At 67.9% G+C, this 17,569-nt stretch carries 17 protein-coding genes and 1 pseudogene; all 18 read left to right on the top strand.

Annotated features, from left to right (window positions below):
* The first annotated feature begins 33 nt into the window (after positions 1-33).
* Complete coding sequence (locus tag ACWCPF_RS42115; protein ID WP_451050435.1) at positions 34-1,404, top strand: aldehyde dehydrogenase family protein; 1,371 nt, start codon at positions 34-36, stop codon at positions 1,402-1,404.
* On the top strand, positions 1,401-1,952 hold the full coding sequence (locus ACWCPF_RS42120; RefSeq protein WP_451050436.1) for a hypothetical protein: 552 nt from the start codon (positions 1,401-1,403) through the stop codon (positions 1,950-1,952). The genes ACWCPF_RS42115 and ACWCPF_RS42120 overlap by 4 nt, the downstream gene beginning before the upstream one ends.
* Positions 1,949-2,947, top strand: a complete 999-nt coding sequence (locus ACWCPF_RS42125; protein ID WP_451050437.1) for an aldose epimerase family protein — start codon at positions 1,949-1,951, stop codon at positions 2,945-2,947. The genes ACWCPF_RS42120 and ACWCPF_RS42125 overlap by 4 nt, the downstream gene beginning before the upstream one ends.
* 31 nt (positions 2,948-2,978) lie before the next feature.
* Positions 2,979-3,230 (top strand): phosphopantetheine-binding protein, encoded by a 252-nt coding sequence (locus ACWCPF_RS42130; protein ID WP_451050438.1) that lies wholly within the window; start codon positions 2,979-2,981, stop codon positions 3,228-3,230.
* Positions 3,214-4,215 (top strand): LLM class flavin-dependent oxidoreductase, encoded by a 1,002-nt coding sequence (locus tag ACWCPF_RS42135; RefSeq protein WP_451050439.1) that lies wholly within the window; start codon positions 3,214-3,216, stop codon positions 4,213-4,215. Before ACWCPF_RS42130 ends, ACWCPF_RS42135 begins: the two co-directional genes overlap by 17 nt.
* A 135-nt stretch (positions 4,216-4,350) precedes the next feature.
* On the top strand, positions 4,351-4,680 hold the full coding sequence (locus tag ACWCPF_RS42140; protein ID WP_451050440.1) for a hypothetical protein: 330 nt from the start codon (positions 4,351-4,353) through the stop codon (positions 4,678-4,680).
* A gap of 16 nt (positions 4,681-4,696) precedes the next feature.
* The gene (locus ACWCPF_RS42145) at positions 4,697-6,202 is read left to right on the top strand and encodes a pyridoxal phosphate-dependent decarboxylase family protein (RefSeq protein WP_451050441.1); all 1,506 of its coding nucleotides are present in this window, start codon (positions 4,697-4,699) and stop codon (positions 6,200-6,202) included.
* A gap of 2 nt (positions 6,203-6,204) precedes the next feature.
* Positions 6,205-7,122, top strand: coding sequence for a phytanoyl-CoA dioxygenase family protein (locus tag ACWCPF_RS42150; RefSeq protein WP_451050442.1), 918 nt, complete (start codon positions 6,205-6,207; stop codon positions 7,120-7,122).
* Positions 7,123-7,205: 83 nt separating this feature from the next.
* On the top strand, positions 7,206-8,303 hold the full coding sequence (gene hppD, locus ACWCPF_RS42155) for a 4-hydroxyphenylpyruvate dioxygenase (protein ID WP_451050443.1): 1,098 nt from the start codon (positions 7,206-7,208) through the stop codon (positions 8,301-8,303).
* The gene (locus tag ACWCPF_RS42160; protein WP_451050444.1) at positions 8,300-9,445 is read left to right on the top strand and encodes an alpha-hydroxy acid oxidase; all 1,146 of its coding nucleotides are present in this window, start codon (positions 8,300-8,302) and stop codon (positions 9,443-9,445) included. The genes hppD and ACWCPF_RS42160 overlap by 4 nt, the downstream gene beginning before the upstream one ends.
* Positions 9,442-10,782, top strand: a complete 1,341-nt coding sequence (locus tag ACWCPF_RS42165) for an aminotransferase-like domain-containing protein (RefSeq protein ID WP_451050445.1) — start codon at positions 9,442-9,444, stop codon at positions 10,780-10,782. The genes ACWCPF_RS42160 and ACWCPF_RS42165 overlap by 4 nt, the downstream gene beginning before the upstream one ends.
* An 89-nt stretch (positions 10,783-10,871) precedes the next feature.
* Positions 10,872-12,110, top strand: coding sequence for a LeuA family protein (locus tag ACWCPF_RS42170; protein WP_451050446.1), 1,239 nt, complete (start codon positions 10,872-10,874; stop codon positions 12,108-12,110).
* A complete protein-coding gene (leuC, locus tag ACWCPF_RS42175) occupies positions 12,107-13,510 on the top strand; it encodes a 3-isopropylmalate dehydratase large subunit (protein ID WP_451050447.1) in 1,404 nt (467 codons plus the stop codon). Before ACWCPF_RS42170 ends, leuC begins: the two co-directional genes overlap by 4 nt.
* Positions 13,511-13,520: 10 nt before the next feature.
* The gene (gene leuD / locus ACWCPF_RS42180) at positions 13,521-14,141 is read left to right on the top strand and encodes a 3-isopropylmalate dehydratase small subunit (protein WP_451050448.1); all 621 of its coding nucleotides are present in this window, start codon (positions 13,521-13,523) and stop codon (positions 14,139-14,141) included.
* 10 nt (positions 14,142-14,151) lie between these two features.
* On the top strand, positions 14,152-15,177 hold the full coding sequence (locus ACWCPF_RS42185) for an isocitrate/isopropylmalate dehydrogenase family protein (RefSeq protein ID WP_451050449.1): 1,026 nt from the start codon (positions 14,152-14,154) through the stop codon (positions 15,175-15,177).
* Positions 15,178-15,240: 63 nt separating this feature from the next.
* The gene (locus ACWCPF_RS42190) at positions 15,241-16,296 is read left to right on the top strand and encodes an SAM-dependent methyltransferase (RefSeq protein WP_451050450.1); all 1,056 of its coding nucleotides are present in this window, start codon (positions 15,241-15,243) and stop codon (positions 16,294-16,296) included.
* Positions 16,293-17,435, top strand: coding sequence for a pyridoxal phosphate-dependent aminotransferase (locus ACWCPF_RS42195; RefSeq protein ID WP_451050451.1), 1,143 nt, complete (start codon positions 16,293-16,295; stop codon positions 17,433-17,435). The genes ACWCPF_RS42190 and ACWCPF_RS42195 overlap by 4 nt, the downstream gene beginning before the upstream one ends.
* A gap of 50 nt (positions 17,436-17,485) precedes the next feature.
* A pseudogene (locus ACWCPF_RS42200) lies at positions 17,486-17,569 on the top strand (GGDEF domain-containing protein); the annotation flags it as partial.

Consider the following 17,569-nt stretch of genomic DNA (forward strand, 5'->3'; position numbering starts at 1 on the left):
TCGACACCCACCGTGCTCCAGACAGGAGTTCCCATGTCCTTGCGACAGGACACCACCAGGCTGATCGACCCGCGTACCGGCATCCTGCGGCAGGAGCTACCGGTCGGCGGCATACGCGAGGTGGCGGGCGCGGTGGCCGGCGCCCGGCAGGCACAGCCGGCCTGGGCGGCGCTGACGCCGGCCAGACGATCCCGGCTCCTGCTCCGGCTCGCGGACTCGATCGAGGACCGGGCCGACGAGTATGTGGCCGCCGAGCGTGCCGGCACCGGCAAGCCCGAGGCAGAGGCCCGGGGCGAGGTCGAGCAGAGCGCCGATGTACTGCGCTTCTTCGCGGGAGCCCTGCGGACCGGCAGCAGCCCGGCTGCGGGGCACCTGCTGCCCGAGCGCGAGAGCTGGGTCCGGTGGGAGCCGCTGGGCGTGGTCGCCGCCATCGTCCCTTGGAACTATCCGCTGCTGATGACCGTGTGGCGGGCGGCGCCGGCGCTGGCGGCCGGGAACACCGTGGTGGTCAAGCCGGCCGAGACCACACCCGACTCCGCCCTGACACTCGCCCGGTACTGCGACGAGATCCTCGGGCCAGGAATCCTGACCGTGGTGCCCGGGGACCGGGAGACCGGGCGTCTGCTGGTCGGCACCCAGGTGGACGCGGTGGCCTTCACCGGAAGCACGGCGGGCGGCCTCGATGTGGTGCGAAGGGCCGGCCTGCGCCGGGTGAGCCTGGAACTGGGCGGCAACGGCCCGGCGGTGGTGCTCCCGGACGCGGGCGAGGACACCTGTCAGGCACTCGTCCGAGCCTGCACGTACAACGCCGGCCAGAGCTGCGCCTCCCCCGCCCGGGTGATCACGCTGCGCGAGAACTACGCGGAGGTCGTGGAGGGCTTGGCGAAGGCGATGGCGGTCCGGGCCGCCGGAACCGACTTCGGCCCGCTCAACAACCCGGACCAAGTGGCCCGCTACGACCGCATCTTGAACAGCAGTGCCGCCGGTACCCGGCATGTCGGCGACATCGCCACCGAGCCCGGCGAGTCGCAGGGGTACTGGCGCCCGGGCCAGATCCTGGCGGACCTTCCGCCCCGGGACCCGGCAGTGCACGAGGAGATCTTCGGACCGGTGCTGACCGTCCAGGCAGCGGCCGGACTCGACGAGGCGGTCAGGATGGCCAACGGCGTCCCACAGGCTCTGGGCGCCAGCGTCTGGAGCGCATCGGTGGACAGGGCCCTGGCCCTGGCGGCTTCGCTCGACGCCGGGGAAGTGTGGGTGAACTGCCACTTGGAGCAGACGCCCGAACTTCCGCACGGCGGGCGCCGAGGCTCGGGACACGGCACCGATCTGAGCGTGCTGGCGCTGTCCGACTACCAGCGGCCCAAATCCGTCACGGTCCGCCGCCTCGGGCAGGAGCGATGACCGGGAGCACAGCGGCCGACTGGACGTGGGAAACGGCCCGGGATCCCGATCAGGCGCATGCCCTGCTCCGCGCCTGCGACAGCTACCAGGCACGAAAGTACGGGTCGGCGGCCCCCGTACGGAACTTCAGGACAACCGAACGCCGGGTCCAGGCAGGTGAAGTCCACCTGTTACGCCATGGCGGCGAGGCCGCCGGGATGTTCACGCTGTCCTGGGACCCGCCGTTCACCCTGGCCCCGGACGTCTTTCCACCGGCGGTCGAACCGGCCTACCTGGGTCGCCTCGCCGTCGCCGAGAAGTGGCTGGCCGACGGAACACCGATCGGTGCGACCTGTGTGCGCCGTGCCATGGAACTGGCGTCGGCCGGGGGCGCGGACGCCCTTCGTTCGGAGGCCAACCCGGCTCTGACCGACACCCTGAAGCTGCTGGAGCTGCTCGGCTTCCGCCGCCACGGCCCCGTCCTGACGGACGGTACGGGAAGGCGAGCCGTGCGCCTGCAAAAGGACCTCGCACCCGGCCGCGCCGCCGGCTTGGAGAAACTCGGATGAACATTCGCAAGGAGACGGTGGGCAGCACTCGCGGGCACTCCGGCCAGTGCCCGACCGCTGTCGATGCCTACACGCTGGACACCGGCGCAGGTCTCACCGTCGTGATCTGGACCTACGGGGCCTCGACCGTCGAGGTCCTGACACCGGATCGTTCCGGCCGGATGGACAACACGGTGGTCCGGCTGCCGAACCTGAGCAGCTATCAGGACCGACGACGAAACCCCTATGTCGGGGCCACGCTCGGACGCTACTGCCGGGTCGTCGGGGACGGAAGGATCCGGCTCGACGGCGTCGAGCATCAACTCGACCGCAACGAGGGCGAACACCATGTGCACGGTGGCAGCATCGGACTCGACCGCTACGTCTGGGAGGCCGACGCCGAGTGCCGGGACGACGAACTGGTGCTCTGCCTGAGTCTGGTCACCCTTGACGGTGATCAGGGCTATCCGGGGACGCTGTCCGCCGAGGTGCTCTACCGGGTGGACCGCCACCGGCGGCTCACGTTCGAGTACCGCGCCACTTCCACGGCGCCGACGGCGGTGGGTCTGACCAACCACGCCTTCTGGAATGTGGCCGGCTCCGGCACCGTGGACCACCAGCGACTCGCCGTCAACGCCAGTCGAGCCGTGGTGTTCGACAGCGACCTGGTGCCGCTCCCCGGACCGCCCGCTCCCCTCGCCGGCACCGCCCTCGACTACCGCGAGCCGCGGCCGATCTCAGGCGCCCGGATCGACAACTGCTTCGTGCTGGACGACCCGACCTGGGCGGCCGAGCTGTACGACCCGGCCGGCGGCCGTGCCATGAGGGTGATCACGGACCAGCCGGGACTGGGCGTGTACTCGGCGGACAAGTTCACCGCTCGCCCTCGCAGCGGCCTCTGCCTGGAAGCCGGCGCCGTCCCCGACCCGCCCGGCCAGGAGCTCTCTCCGTTCTCCCGGCTCGACCCGGGCGAGGTCTACCGGCACCGGACCACGCACGAGTTCTCGATCCGCTGAGGAGCCAGGTATGGAACCGACTCTCACTGCCGTGACCCACGTGGTCCGGAGTGTCCTGCCCGAAGACCGAGCCGCGGCGCTGTCAGGTCCCGACGACGAGCTCCATGCGCTGGGGCTCGGTTCACTGGAACTGGTGAGCCTGCTCGTCGCGGTCGAGGACACGTTCGCCGCGCGGTTCTCCGCGGATGCCCTGCACCGCGGCACCTTCCAGAGCATACGTACCATCGCCGAAGCCCTCCGGGCCGCGCCCAGGACGGAGGATCCCCATGCCGGTTCACGGTGAGGCCGTCCGGTTCGGTGTCCACTCCGGACAGCAGAACCGCACGTTCGAGGAGTCCCTCACGCTGTGGCAGCGGGCCGAGGCGCTGGGGTACCAGTGGGCGTCCGTCTTCGACCACTTCAGGCCGCCGCTGGGCGGCCCCGACGGGCCCTGCTTCGAAGGAATGACGCTGCTCGCCGCGCTGGCGGCGCGCACCAGTCGCATCCGGTGCGCCATCCTGGTCTCCGCCCCCACGTGGCGGCACCCGGCGGTCGCCGCCGCCATGGCCGCGACCATCGACCACATCTCCGGCGGGCGCCTGGAGTTCGGCCTGGGCGCGGCGGGCCCCGATCTCGGCTACGCACAGTACGGCATCCCTTTTCCTCCGGTCGCGGCGCGCATGGACCTGCTGGACGAAGCGTGCCGGGTGACGCGGGCGCTCTGGACGGAGGACGTAGCGGATTTCTCGGGGCAGCATGTCCGGTTGAGTTCCGCCCATTTGACGCCCAAGCCGCTGCAGCCGCGCATTCCGCTGGTGATCGGTGGCGATGGCGAGCGGCGGCTGCTGCGGATCGTGGCCGAGCACGCCGACATCTGGAACACGCTCGCCGGCACCCCCGAGTCGTACCGGCGCAAGTGCGACGCGCTCGCCCGGCATTGCGCCGAGGTCGGGCGGGCACCGGAAGATATCCGCAGGTCCGTCACTTTCCGAGCGGTATTGGCCGAGAACGAGCGGGAAGCGAGGGCCCGTAAGGCCGAACTGCTGCGGCGTCTTCCTCCGGACTCTCCCCTGCTGGACGAGTACGTGACTTTCGGGACGCCCGAGCAGTGTGTGGCCGACCTGCTTCGCTTTCGCGAAATGGGAGTCACGGACTTTGTGCTCGGGGTTCGCCCGCCGGTCGATTGGCAGACTGTCGAACTCGTGGCTCGGCACGTGATGCCCGCCGTGGCCTCCGCTCAGCCGCTGGACCACTACGCCTTCGGCAGCGGATCAGTTACCGGTCGATGAGCCGGAAATGGATTCTGGTCATTCGCCTGCCGTCGCGTGAAGCGTAAAATCATACCTCGTAGTCAGCATTCGAAAACTCAGTTGTCCCCCGGTATGCGAAGAGGACGACGAACCGACCGAGGAGGCACTCAGGAAATGGTAACCGTACTCGAGACCTGGCGACTCACCGATGAATTCGCCGGTCAGGCCTTTGAACTCATGCAGGAGATGGACGAGCTGGTGGGGCCGCCGGCCCACGTGGATCCCGGATGGTGCGAGCACGGCCGCTTCTTCCAGCGTCAGAGCAATCCGGGCGAGATCTGGATGATGTACACATGGCGCAGCCGGGCCGAGCATGAAAAATTCATCCTGAACGAGGAACTGCTCCTCGCCGATTTCTACGCCAAGTACTGCGCCGGACCTCGCGAGATCACGTACTTCACTGAACTCCCGGTAGACGTAGATGCCGTCGGCAGCAGTTCCTGAGAAACGAGGGAATGATATGCCTGACGATGTCGGGGATTGGGAGCCTGCTCTTTTTGAGGAGTACGGCCGTGAAGTGATCTCTTTGATCCGTGAGCACTTCGAGACCATCCGGGACATTCCGGTGGCAGTCCCGCGGCATCCGAAGGAGCAGGCGGCTGCGTTACAGGCCGACCTGCCCGAAACGGGTGAACCCTTCTCGCGCATCCTTCACGATACCCGCGAGAAGGTGATTCCCGGTCTCGTGCAATGGAACCATCCGTCGTTCCACGGCTATTTTCCCACCTCCGCGAGCCTGCCCGGCGTCCTGGCGGAGACCTTGACGGCAGCGCTGAATGTCAACTCCATGTTGTGGCAGACCAGCCCCTCGGCATCCGCTCTCGAACAAGTGGTGCTGCGCTGGATAGCGCGCATGGCGGATTATCCGGAAGACGCCGACGGCGTCCTGGTCACCGGCGCTTCGCTGGCCAATCTCTACGCTCTGACGGCGGCCCGGGACCACGCTCTCGACTTCGACGTCAGGGAACGAGGAACGGCCGGCCCCGATGTGCCCACGCTGCGCATCTACACATCGGACCAGGCTCACAGCTCGGTCGAGAAGGCCGCGATCACGTTGGGGACCGGACTGGCCAATGTCGTCCGGGTGCCGTCCGACGAGCAGTACCGCATGCGACCGGATCAGCTGGACGAGGCGATCCGGCGCGACCTGGCCGCAGGCTTCCGGCCGTTGGCGGTCGTCGCGACCGTGGGCACCACCGCCGTGGGAGCGGCTGATCCCCTCGGCCCCATCGCTGATGTCTGCGCCCGACACGACGTCTGGCTGCATGTCGACGCCGCTTACGGCGGCCTCTATCGCATCGCGCCGTCGCTGGCCGGCACCCTGGAAAATCCTGCGGTCGGCGACTCGTTGGTGGTCAACCCGCAAAAAACCCTGTTCGTGCCGCTGGACGCGACCGCGCTCTACTGCCGTCGCCGGGGGGCGCTTGCAAACACCTTCCGACTCGTGCCCGAATATCTCAGGTCCAGTCACGAAGGCGACACCCGTGACTTCATGGATCTGTCACCGCAGCTCGGTCGCGGATTCCGGGCCCTGAAGCTGTGGTGGGTCTTCAGATCATTCGGTCGTGCCGGTCTGGCCGCACGGCTCGATCAATCTCTCGAAATCGCGGACTGGCTTCGTAAGGCCGCCGCACGGCAGCGCGACTGGAACTCCCCGGTCTCGTCGTCCTATCCCTTGGTGTGCCTGCGCTACGAACCCGAGGAGATATGCGCCGACGATCGGCTTTCCGAGATCCGGAAACGGGAGATCATCGACGCACTCAATGCCCGGATCCTCAGAGTGGCCAATGCGTCCGGAAGTATGTTCCTGTCGCACGCGGTGATCCGTGACGGTTACGTGATGCGACTGTCTGTCGGCAATATTCGGACGGTTCGCGCAGATGTGGAGCGGGTCTGGGATGAACTCAACCAGATCGCCGAGAAGGAGTTGGCGGAATTGATATCGCATGCAGCGTGGATGGAGTGAGCATGGAGACAATCACAAGCGAATTCATGCTGACCGACGCAGAAATCGATCTCCTCCCCTCGGACAGTGATGTCGCGTTCTACGCGGAGCACGGTTGGTATCTGTCGAAGAAACTCTTCAGCGACGAAGAGGTGGAACGGCTGGAGGCGGCGAGCGAAAGTTTCTACGCCGGTCACCGCGACCGCGAACTGCCGCGCCGGCCGCCGCGCCTGGCCTACTGGAAACCTGAGGACGGCCCGGTTCAACGGCACAACGACTACATCCACTACGAGAGTGCCGCGGTCGGCGCCATTCTCCGCAAGCCGTTGTTGGGAGCGGTGGCGGCACGGCTCTCCGGCGCGGCAGAGATTCGGATATTCCAGTCCACGCTCATCTACAAGCCGCCGCGCCCGGATGAACCCAGCAATATCGTGCCCTGGCACTTCGACGGAGACTACTGGGCGACATCGTCCTCGGAGCGAATGCTCACCGCGTTCATCCCATTTCATGACTGCGACGAACGCATGGGAACGATCACCATGATCGACCGCAGCAACCGGTGGCGGGAGGAGAGCGAGGAGAATGTGACGTCGATGCACTTCGCCGCTCGCAACCGGAATGATCTCGAATCCATTCTGGAGAGGAACGCCAGATTCAATGGGGCCGAGGTGCGGAAGGTGCCCATCGTCATCCCCAAGGGGCACGTCAGCTTCCACCACAGTCACACTTACCACGGTAGCGGAGAAAATCGCTCCACGATGCCGAGGCGCGCCGTTTCCCTGCATCTCCAGGACGGCGACAACGCCTACCGGCACTATCGTCTCCGTAATGGCGAGACGGCCTCGTACAACCATGACTTTCTGGTGCGCCGGACACCGCAAGGAACGCCCGATTATGCAGATCCGGAGTTCTGCCCGGTGATTTGGCGGAGTGGGGTTTAGAACTTCATCGCGGCAGAGAACACGATCCGCCCGAACCGCCGATTCGCCCGCAGGATCGGCCACTGATATTGAGGAGTTCTCCGATGGTCTGCGCTTCCCGACCGGCTCCTGACCTGACGGTCAATCATGTCGAGTTCTATGTGGCCGACGCCCGACACCAGGCTGCCCGTTTTGCGGCGGAGTACGGTTTCGACCCCTTCGCCACATCTGGTGCACTGGGTGAAGACAGCGATCACTTCTCCGTCGCCCTGCGCCAGGGCGGCATCGTCTTGGTCGTCACGGAGCCTCGGTCCGCACGGCATCCCGCCCATTCCTATGTCTCGGCGCACGGTGACGGCGTCGCCGACATCGCCCTGCGCACCACCGACGCTCGCGCCGCGTTCGGCCGGGCGCTGGAGGGCGGCGCCAAGCCCTTGGCTCCGCTCGGGCAGCCGGCCGGTTCCCCTGGTGGCCTGACAGCCGCGATCGCCGGGTTCGGTGATGTGCGGCATACCTTCGTACAGGCCCCGGACCGGGTCGGCGACGGAATCTTCCTCCCCGGCTTCCCGGACACGGCGGAGCGCTCCACACATGTCGGCGTGGGACTGCTCGACATCGACCACTTCGCGGTCTGCTTGCGTCCGGGGCACATGGACGCCGCGGTGGCGTTCTACGAATCTACGCTCGGCTTGCGCCCCGTCTTCGAAGAGAAGATCAGCGTAGGCACCCAGGCCATGCGTTCCCGGGTGGCGCAGAACGATTCGCGCACCGTCACGCTGACGATGGTCGAGCCCGACCCCACAGCGGATCACGGGCAGATCGACGCCTTCCTCGACAGCCATCTCGGCGAAGGGGTCCAGCACATCGCGTTCCGCACCGAGGACGTGGTGGGCGCTGTTTCGATGCTGGGCGAGCGAGGCGTCCAGTTCCTGGAGACCCCTGATTCCTACTACGACCTGCTCGGCGAGCGGCTCACTCCGACCGGACACGAGATCGAGGACCTGCGGCGGCTCGATGTCCTGGCGGACGAGGACCACGGCGGGCAACTGTTCCAGATTTTCACGCAGTCCACGCATCCGCGCCGTACGTTCTTCCTGGAGATCATCGAGCGGCTCGGTGCGAACACGTTCGGCAGCAGCAATATCAAGGCACTGTACGAGGCGGTCGAGGCCGAGCGGGCCAAGACCGGGATTCTGTCGTGACTCCTTCGGCCACGGGCTCGCGAGCGCTGTTGGACATCGGTGATGCCGAACGAGCCGCGTTCCGAGCGCTCCCGAGGCACGTATGGGACTTCATCGACGGCGGCAGCGGCAGCGAGTCGACTCTCGTGGCCAACCGCAACGCCCTGAGCCAGGTGTGCCTGGTGCCGCGGGCACTGACCGGTATCACCCGCGGCGATTGCGCCGGCGCATTGCTCGGCAGTGCGGTGTCCATGCCGCTCGCGGTCGCGCCCATGGCGTACCAACAACTCGTCCACCCGGACGGCGAACTCGCCCTGGCCCGCGCCTCCCGGTCGGCCGGAGTCGTCTTCATCGCGAGCATGCTCAGCAGCCACACCATCGAAGCCATCGCCGGCGTCGGCGCCGAGACATGGTTCCAGCTCTACTGGCTGCGCGACCGGGCGCGCACCGAGGAACTCATCAAGCGCGCCGAAGCCTCAGGCTGTCGCGCGCTCGTGCTGACGGTGGACGTTCCCCGGATGGGCCGACGGCTGCGTGACATGCGCAACGCCTTCACACTGCCGGCCACCGTCACCGCCGCGAACCTGGACGATTCTCCGGCCGGGCGTCCATCCGCCGTCCACTGTGAACAGCCGGGCAGTTCAGCCGTGATGGTGCATACGGCGGACGCTTTTGATCCGGCCTTGAGCTGGGCGGACCTGGAGTGGGTGCGCGACCGGACCGGTCTCCCGTTGATACTCAAGGGGATCATGGATCCCGGCGACGCGACCAGGGCAGTCGACGCCGGGGTGGACGCGATCGTGGTCTCCAACCATGGCGGGCGTCAGCTGGACGGGGCGCTGCCCAGCGTCATCGCTCTGTCCGCGGTGCTGCGCAAGGTGTCCGGTCGTTGCCCCGTGCTGGTGGACAGCGGGATCCGCAGCGGCACCGATGTGCTCAAAGCGCTGGCGCTCGGGGCCTCGGGAGTGCTGGTCGGCCGGCCCGCGCTGTGGGGTCTGGCCGCGGGCGGGGAAGCCGGCGCCTCCGAGGTGCTGCGTCTTTTCCGCACCGAACTGGAGCAGGCGATGCTGCTCGCAGGATGCGGGGATCTGTCATCGGCCCGGCGGCTCACCGCGACGGCGCCGGGCGGTGTCGTCGCAACCGGCGCCGGAAACGCGCCATGACCACGACGGTGGAGAAGGGATCGGGCCCCGGTTCCGCTGTGCCGACGGCCTTGCCGATCGAAGCGCTGCACGGATCCCTCGCCGACCCCTCGCTGGATTCCATGAACCTGCTCAACGAGGTGGCGCAGCGGTACCCGGACGCGGTCTCCTTCGCGGCCGGCCGTCCCTACGAGGAGTTCTTCGACGTCGAGGAGGTACATCGATATCTGCGCACCTTCTGCGAACATCTGAGCCAGGTCCGCGGTTGGTCCGCAGAGGACGTCAGCCGGCTGCTTTTCCAGTACGGCCGTACCAAGGGCGTCATCCACGACCTTGTCGTCAAGAACCTGATGGTGGACGAGGGCTTTGCGCCCGACCCGGAATCCGTCGTGATCACCGTGGGCTGCCAGGAAGCGCTGTTCCTGGTGCTGCGGGCGCTGCGGGCGGACCATCACGACGCCGTACTCGCGGTGTCGCCCACCTATGTCGGACTCAACGGTGCTGCCCGGCTGGCCGATCTGCCGGTGCTGCCGGTGCGCAGCGGCGCTGCGGGAGTGGACCTGGAAGATCTCGCCCGTACCGTGCGGCGGGCGAGAGCCGAGGGGCTCCGCCCCCGGGCCTGTTACCTGGTCCCCGACTTCTCCAATCCGCTGGGGATCAGTCTGACGCTGGACACTCGGCGCCGACTGCTGGACCTGGCCGAAGAGCTTGATCTGCTGCTGTTGGAGGACAATCCGTACGGCCTGTTTCCGGCCGGCGCCACGCGGCTGCCCACGCTCAAGGCCCTCGACACCCGGCGGCGTGTGGTCTATCTCGGGTCCTTCGCCAAGACGGCGATGCCCGGCGCCCGGGTCGGATACGTCGTCGCCGACCAGGTCGTCACCGACGGCAGCGGGCGGCAGCTCGGCCTGTTCGCCGACCAACTCGCCAAGGTCAAAAGCATGCTGACGGTCAACACCTCGCCACTGGCCCAGGCGGTTGTCGCAGGCAAGCTGCTGGAGAACGGCCACAGCCTCGCCCGGGCCAACGCGCGTCAGGCGGATCTCTACCGCCGCAACCTCCAGGTGCTGTCGGAGGGCCTGGCCGAGCGGTTTCCCCCGGATTCCGGGGTCACCTGGAACACGCCCGGCGGCGGGTTCTTCCTCGTTCTGACGGTGCCGTTCCCTACCGACGACGCACTACTGGAACATTCGGCGCGGCGGCACCGGGTGATCTGGACTCCCATGCACCACTTCTATGCCGGGCTTCGGCACACTCGCCAACTGCGCCTGTCGTTCAGTCTTCTTCAGCCCCAGCAGATCCGGGCCGGCCTGGACGGGCTCGCCGCTCTCGTCCGTGAACAGCGGTCCGGGCGCTGAAGGGATCGAATCCGAACACGCTTGCCTGGCAATGGGCGGCGAATGGAATGAGGCGCTGTGCGCACCACGCATTGTGCCCTACATTCGATTTGACCAAGAAGATCGAAGCACCATGCGGACTCAAACAGGTAATCGACCCGAACGGCGGTAGGACAATGCGCCGGATACGCATTTTTGACGCCACGCTTCGTGACGGGGAACAAGCCCCTGGCAATGCGATGTCCCCTCAGCAGAAGCTGGCGCTCGCTCTCAAACTCGAGGAACTCGGGGTCGACACGGTCGAAACCGGCTATCCCGGCTCCTCGGCATCCGATTTCGAAGCCACCCAGTTGATCGCGAAGTCCCTCACCACGGCCGGTTTCGCGACCTTCAACCGCTGCTCGCGTGACGACATCCGCCTGTCGATGGAGGCGGCCGGGGACAGCCCGCGTCACCAGGTGCAGGTCTGCTGCACCGGCAGCGACATCCATCTGCGTCACAAACGTGGCATCACCAGGGCAGAGGCCCTCAGCGAACTCGACGACTCGATCCGGTACGCCCGCTCGCTGGGCGCCCTCGACATCAACCTCGCCGTCGAGGACGCGAGCCGCGGGGAACACGAGTGGATCCGCTCATTGGTCGGCACCGCGGTGGAGGCCGGAGCCACCACCGTGACCCTTGCCGACACCACCGGCTTCGCGATTCCCCAGGAGTTCGCCGAACTCACCGCCGCGGTGCGCGCCTGCATACCCGACGACGTCGTGCTCGCGACGCACTGCCACGACGATCTCGGACTCTCCCTGGCCAACGCACTGGCCGGTCTCTCGGCCGGGGCCCAAGAGGTCCAGGCGACACTCGCCGGCATCGGCGAGCGCGCTGGAAACACTTCGCTGGAGGAACTGGCGGCAGTGCTGTCGTACAAGGGAACCGAGCTCGGCATGGCCACCGGTATTCGCACCGAACTGCTCGACGAGGCCTTCGGCATACTCTCCGCTGCGATCTCGCTGGAACGCCCGCGCAACAAGGCGATTCTGGGAACGAACTCTTTCGCCACCCAAGCGGGTATTCACCAGGCGGCCATGCTGCAGAACCCTGTGACGTACGAGTTCATCAAGCCCGAGAGTTTCGGGCGTAAACGGGCTCTGCTCGTCGGAAGGCACTCCGGGCGGTCGATTCTGCGGCACCTCCTGGAGCAGCTGGGGGTGCCCGCCGACAACGACCTGGTGGCCGAGCTGTACCAGGAGTACATCGCCAACCGGCCGAACGGCGACTGCGACGAACTGGACGTACTGCGTGACAAGTTGGCCGACAGGCTCGGCCTGCGGCGGAGCAGCGGAGCCACAGCATGAACGCGGCTCCCAGGACGCTCATCGACAAGTTGTGGCAGAACGCAGTCGTATGCACGGAGCCCGACGGCCCCGATCTGCTCTACGTCGACCTGCACTTGGTGCACGAGGCCACGTCACCGCAGGCCTTCGACGGCTTGCGGTCGGCCGGCCACAAGGTGCGCAGGCCGGATCTGACGTTGGCGGTCGAGGATCACAACGTGCCCACCGACTCGCTGACCGTCTCCGACGCGCTCAGCCGGGAGCAGCTGCTGGCTCTGCGCCGCAACTGCGCCGAGCACGGCATCGGTCTGTTCCCGCACGGCCATCGCCGGCAGGGCGTGGTCCATGTCGTCGGCCCTGAACTCGGCCTCGTCCAGCCTGGTATGACGGTGGTCTGCGGAGACAGCCACACCTCCACCCATGGCGCTTTCGGCGCGCTCGCCTTCGGTGTGGGAACAAGTGACGTCGAGCATGTGCTCGCCACCCAGACCGTGGCGATCCAGCAGCCGAAGACGATGGCCGTGGAGTTCACCGGCGTCCCGGCCCAGGGCGTCACCGCCAAGGACCTGATGCTCGCCCTGATCACGCGGATCGGCGCCAACGGCGCACACGGCCACATCGTGGAGTACCGCGGCGAGGCGGTGCGTTCGCTCTCCATGGAGAGCCGGATGACGATGTGCAACCTCAGCGTCGAAGCGGGTGCCAGGGCCGGCCTGATAGCACCTGACGACACGACGTTCGCCTATCTCTCCTCCCGGCCCGGCAGTCCGTCCGGACCGGCCTGGGAGGAGGCCCTCGCGCATTGGCGCTCCTTGACGACAGATGCTGCCGCCGTCTTCGACCGCACCGTGACCGTCGATGTATCGGGCCTGACCCCCTGGGTGACCTGGGGAACCAATCCCGGTCAGGCGGTGCCGCTCGGCAGCGCCGTGCCCGATCCCGACACGTTCACCGACCCGGAGGAGCGGGTCTCGGCACGCCGGGCACTGGACTACATGGGCCTCGAACCAGGCACGCCGATGCGGGAGATCGGCATCGACACCGTCTTCATCGGCTCGTGCACCAACGGCCGTCTCGAAGACCTCAGAGCCGCCGCGGACGTGCTCCGCGACCGCCGGGTCGCCGACGGCGTACGCGTGCTGGTGGTGCCCGGCTCGATGGACGTCCGCGCACGGGCGGAGCGGGAGGGCCTGCACGAGGTGTTCGTCCGGGCGGGAGCGGAGTGGCGGCTGCCGGGCTGCTCGATGTGCCTGGGCATGAACACCGACCGCCTCCGTGGCAAGCAGCGCTGCGCCTCCACCAGCAATCGGAATTACGAGGGGCGACAGGGACCGCAGGCGCGAACACACCTTGTGTCCCCCGCCATCGCCGCGGCGACCGCGGTGGCCGGCCGGCTGGCCCTACCCGCGGATCTGTCTTGAGGAGGCCCTTGTGGAACCGCTGAGCAGCCACACCGGGAGGTGTCTGCCGTTGCACCGCAGCAATGTGGACACCGATCAGATCATCCCCAGCGAACACTGCAGGAGTCTGTACCGGACCGGTTACGCCGACGCGCTGTTCGCCAGGTGGCGTTCGGATCCCGGTTTCGTCCTCGAACAACCCGAGCGGCGCGGCGCGACCGTCCTGTTGGCCGGCCCTCACTTCGCCACCGGCAGTTCTCGGGAGCATGCCGTGTGGGCGCTGAGGGACTGGGGCATCGCCGCTGTCATCGCGCCCAGCTTCGGCGACATCTTCTGCCGCAACGCGCTCAAGAACGGCCTGCTCGCGGTGGTGTTGCCGGAGCCGACCGTGGCATGGCTGCTCGGACGCGCCGCGGGCGACAGCGCATTCGAGGTCACGATCGACCTCCTGAGCTGCGAGATCTCGGCCGGCGGACGGAGCTGGGCGTTCGACATCGACAAACGGGCACGACGGATGCTGCTCGCTGGGCACGACGAGATCACGGCCACCCTGACCAGGGGGGAGGCCATCGCTGCCCACGAGAGTTCCCGCCCGCACTGGTTGCCCGTGCTGACGCCCGGCATGGCGCCGGTTCCCGCGGAACCGCGCTGAGGGCCCGCGTATGTCAGTCATCGCGGTAGTTCCAGGTGACGGTATCGGGCCCGAGGTGATCGAGCAGGCGATGCTGACACTGGACGAGTTCGGGCTCGGCCTCGACTTCGAGGTCCTCGACCATGTCAACGCCGACACGTTTCTCCGTACCGGAGTGGCGCTTTCCGACGAGGACTTCGAACGGGTGAGGTCCAGCCGCTCGGTGTTGCTCGGAGCGATCGGTGACCCCCGGGTCAGCTCGCCGGCGTACGGCCGGGGCGTCCTGCTCCGGCTGCGCTTCGAGTTGGACCTGTATGTCAACTACCGGCCGGCGAAGCTCCTGCACGACCGGCTGAGCCCGCTCAGGGCCGAGAGCGCACGGGCAGTGGACTGCGTTGTCGTCAGGGAGAACACCGAAGGCCTTTACACCGGTGCGGGCGGTTCGGTGCACCCCGGTTCGGCGCATGAGGTCGCGCTGGACGTCGATCTCAGCACCTACCACGGTACGGCTCGTATCGTCGAGTACGCCTACTCCGTCGCCCGCCGTGAAGTGTGCGTGGTGGACAAGGCGAACGCAGTGGAGTTCGGCGGGGGTCTGTGGCAGCGGTGCGGGCGGGCAGCCGCCGCGCGCCATCCGGACAAGGCGTCCAGACACCTTTACGTCGACGCCGCCGCGATGCAGCTGGTCACCGACCCTTCCGGATTCGATGTGATCGTCACCAACAACTCGTACGGGGACATTCTCAGCGACATCGCATCCGCGGTCGCCGGCGGAATCGGCACGGCAGCCTCGGCCAATCTCAACCCGGAACGTGGGTTCGGCCTCTACGAGCCGGTCCACGGCAGCGCGCCGGACATCGCCGGCAAGAAGGTGGCGAATCCGGTCGGCGCGGTCCTCAGCGCCGGGCTGCTCCTCGACGACCTGGGCCACCACGCGGAGGCTGCGGCGCTGCGAGCCGCGGTCTCACAGGCTGTGGCAGCCGGGGACACCACCCCCGATCTCGGCGGCTCGCTGGACACCCATCGTGCCGGCGAGGCAGTACGAGCTCGGTTGTGAGCCGGTCTGCCGCCGCTCGCGGCGGCAGACATTCATCAGGACACCCAAACCACAGGAGTGACAATGTCCAGCAGGGCCGAGTCGGTCGAGGTGCTCGACACGTCGGTGCAGGAGCAATGGAAGTCTGTGGCCGAGACCGGCGCCGCCGGGCTGGCTTCGTCGTACGTGCTGTGCAACGCGGTGCTGGGGCTGGCACAGGCAGGTGTGGCAGCTCGGCTCTCCGAGGAGTGGACGCCCCTCGACGATCTGGTCCCGCCGGGCGGCTACACGGAGCTGGCGCGCAATGTGCTGCGCTTCGTGCAGGTGCGCGGCCTGGTCGAGTCACAGGGCGGCTCCTGGAGGCTGACCCCGCGAGGTGCTGCCCTGTTCGGTGAGGTGCCCGAGGCGGTGATCGGCTATTACGCGGAAGCCTATGGGCCGGTGCTCAGGAGCGTCGAGGGACTCCTCACCGGACGCCTCCGGTACGGGTCCGACGTGGCGCGTGACACCGAAGCGCTCGGCCGCCGCTGTGAGGTGCTGTTCCGGAGCGTCGGCATGAACGTGGTCCGCGATCTGGTCGGGAGGTACCGGGCCGAGCGGGTACTGGACCTCGGCTGCGGAACCGGCGGGCTGGTGCTCGATCTGTGCCGGGAGGACCCCGGACTGCGGGCCGTGGGCCTGGACATCGCCGAGGACGCCGTCGCACTGGCCTCGAAGCGGGCAGCGGAGGACGGGCTCGACGACCGGGCGTCCTTCGTCGTCGGTGATGCGTTCGCACCGCAGGACTGGCCCGAGGCCGCCCGGGAATGCGATCTCTTCATCGCCGTCGGCGCCGTGCACGAGCATTTCCGGGACGGGCAGGCGGCGGTGGTCGAACTGCTGCGCGCCTATGCGGATCTGCTGGCGAGCAAGCCGGGCAGCGTACTGGTCCTGGCCGAACCCGAACTGTTCACGGATGCCGAGGACGCCGACTTCTTCCTGGTCCACGCACTCACCGAACAGGGTTTCCCGCAGCGCCGGGAAGCGTGGCTGGAGGTGATCGAAGCGGCGGGACTGACCTGCCGGCGCGTCCTGTCGGTGCCGAACACCATGTTCCGTTTCGCGTACTACGAGATCACGGCCGGAGCGGCGACGCGGTGAAACCGTCTCTGCGGGCGCAGGCGGTCGCTCCCATGGCGCTGGCCGGGCTGCAGCGTCTGGGCCGATCCGGCGCGCTGGACATCGCGTTGGGCATCCCGCCGGGAGACCCGCCTGCCGCCGTCGTGGAAGCCGCCGTCTCGGCCCTGCGCCAAGGCTTGCACCAGTACGCCGATACGGCGGGGCTGCCCGAGCTGCGTGCGGTGATCGCGGCGGACGCGCTCCGGACGCACGGGGTCGTCGTGGATCCGGACACCGAGGTCACGGTGACGGTGGGGGCCACGGAGGCGTTGCTCACCGCCCTGCTGGCTGTCACCGATCCCGGTGACGAGGTCCTGCTGTTCGAACCGTACTTCGAGCTGTACCCGGGGATCGTCCAGCTGGCCGGGGCGGTGCCGCGCCTCGTCCGGCTGGAGGCGCCGGACTGGCGGCTGACCGAGGACGCGCTGACGCGGGCGCTCTCGCCGCGGACCCGGGCCGTCGTGCTGAACACGCCGCACAATCCGACCGGGCGGGTCTTCGACGCCCAGGAGCTGGGCCTCCTGATGGACGTGTGCCGAGAGCAGGGCATCGCCTGCATCACCGACGAGGTGTACGACTGCACGGTCTTCGACGGGCGACGGCATCTGTCCCCGCTGGCCGTGCCGGGGGCGCGGTCAGCCGGCGTGGTCGTCGGCAGCCTGTCCAAGAAGCTGCAGATGACGGGCTGGCGCATCGGGTACTGCATCGCCGACCCGGAGCTGACGGCGGTGTTGCGCAGAATTCATGAGCACACGACGGTCGGCACCAACCACCCCCTCCAGGCCGGCGCCTGCGCGCTCACCGCGTCCGATGTCCTGGACGGCCGGCTGCTGTTCCAGGAGCGGCGCGACGAACTGGTCGCCGGGCTGGCCTCGTTGGGATTCACGGTGACCCCGCCCGAAGGGGGCTGGTTCGTCTTCGCGGGCACCGAAGCCCTCGGATGGTCCGCCCGGACGCTCTCTCGCCGGCTGGCCGAAACAGCGGGGGTCCTGGTGGCGCCGGGCACTCCGTTCTTCCAGCGGCCGGAGGACGGTGACCGCTGGATACGAACGACATTCGTGCGCGGCGCCGAGACCACCCAGGCGGCGCTCGACCGGATCGCCGCGTTCCTCTCGGCGTGACGGTCTCGGGCATGGTCGGCGCTCAGACGTCGCGGACATCGGCGGGGCGAGCCTTCGGGCTCGCCGGGGTCGCGGGACGGTTGGGCGGGGATGAGTTCGCCGCCGTCGTCGTCGACCGCGACGGCACCATGGCC

It is taken from the genome of Streptomyces sp. NPDC001858 (assembly GCF_053594615.1).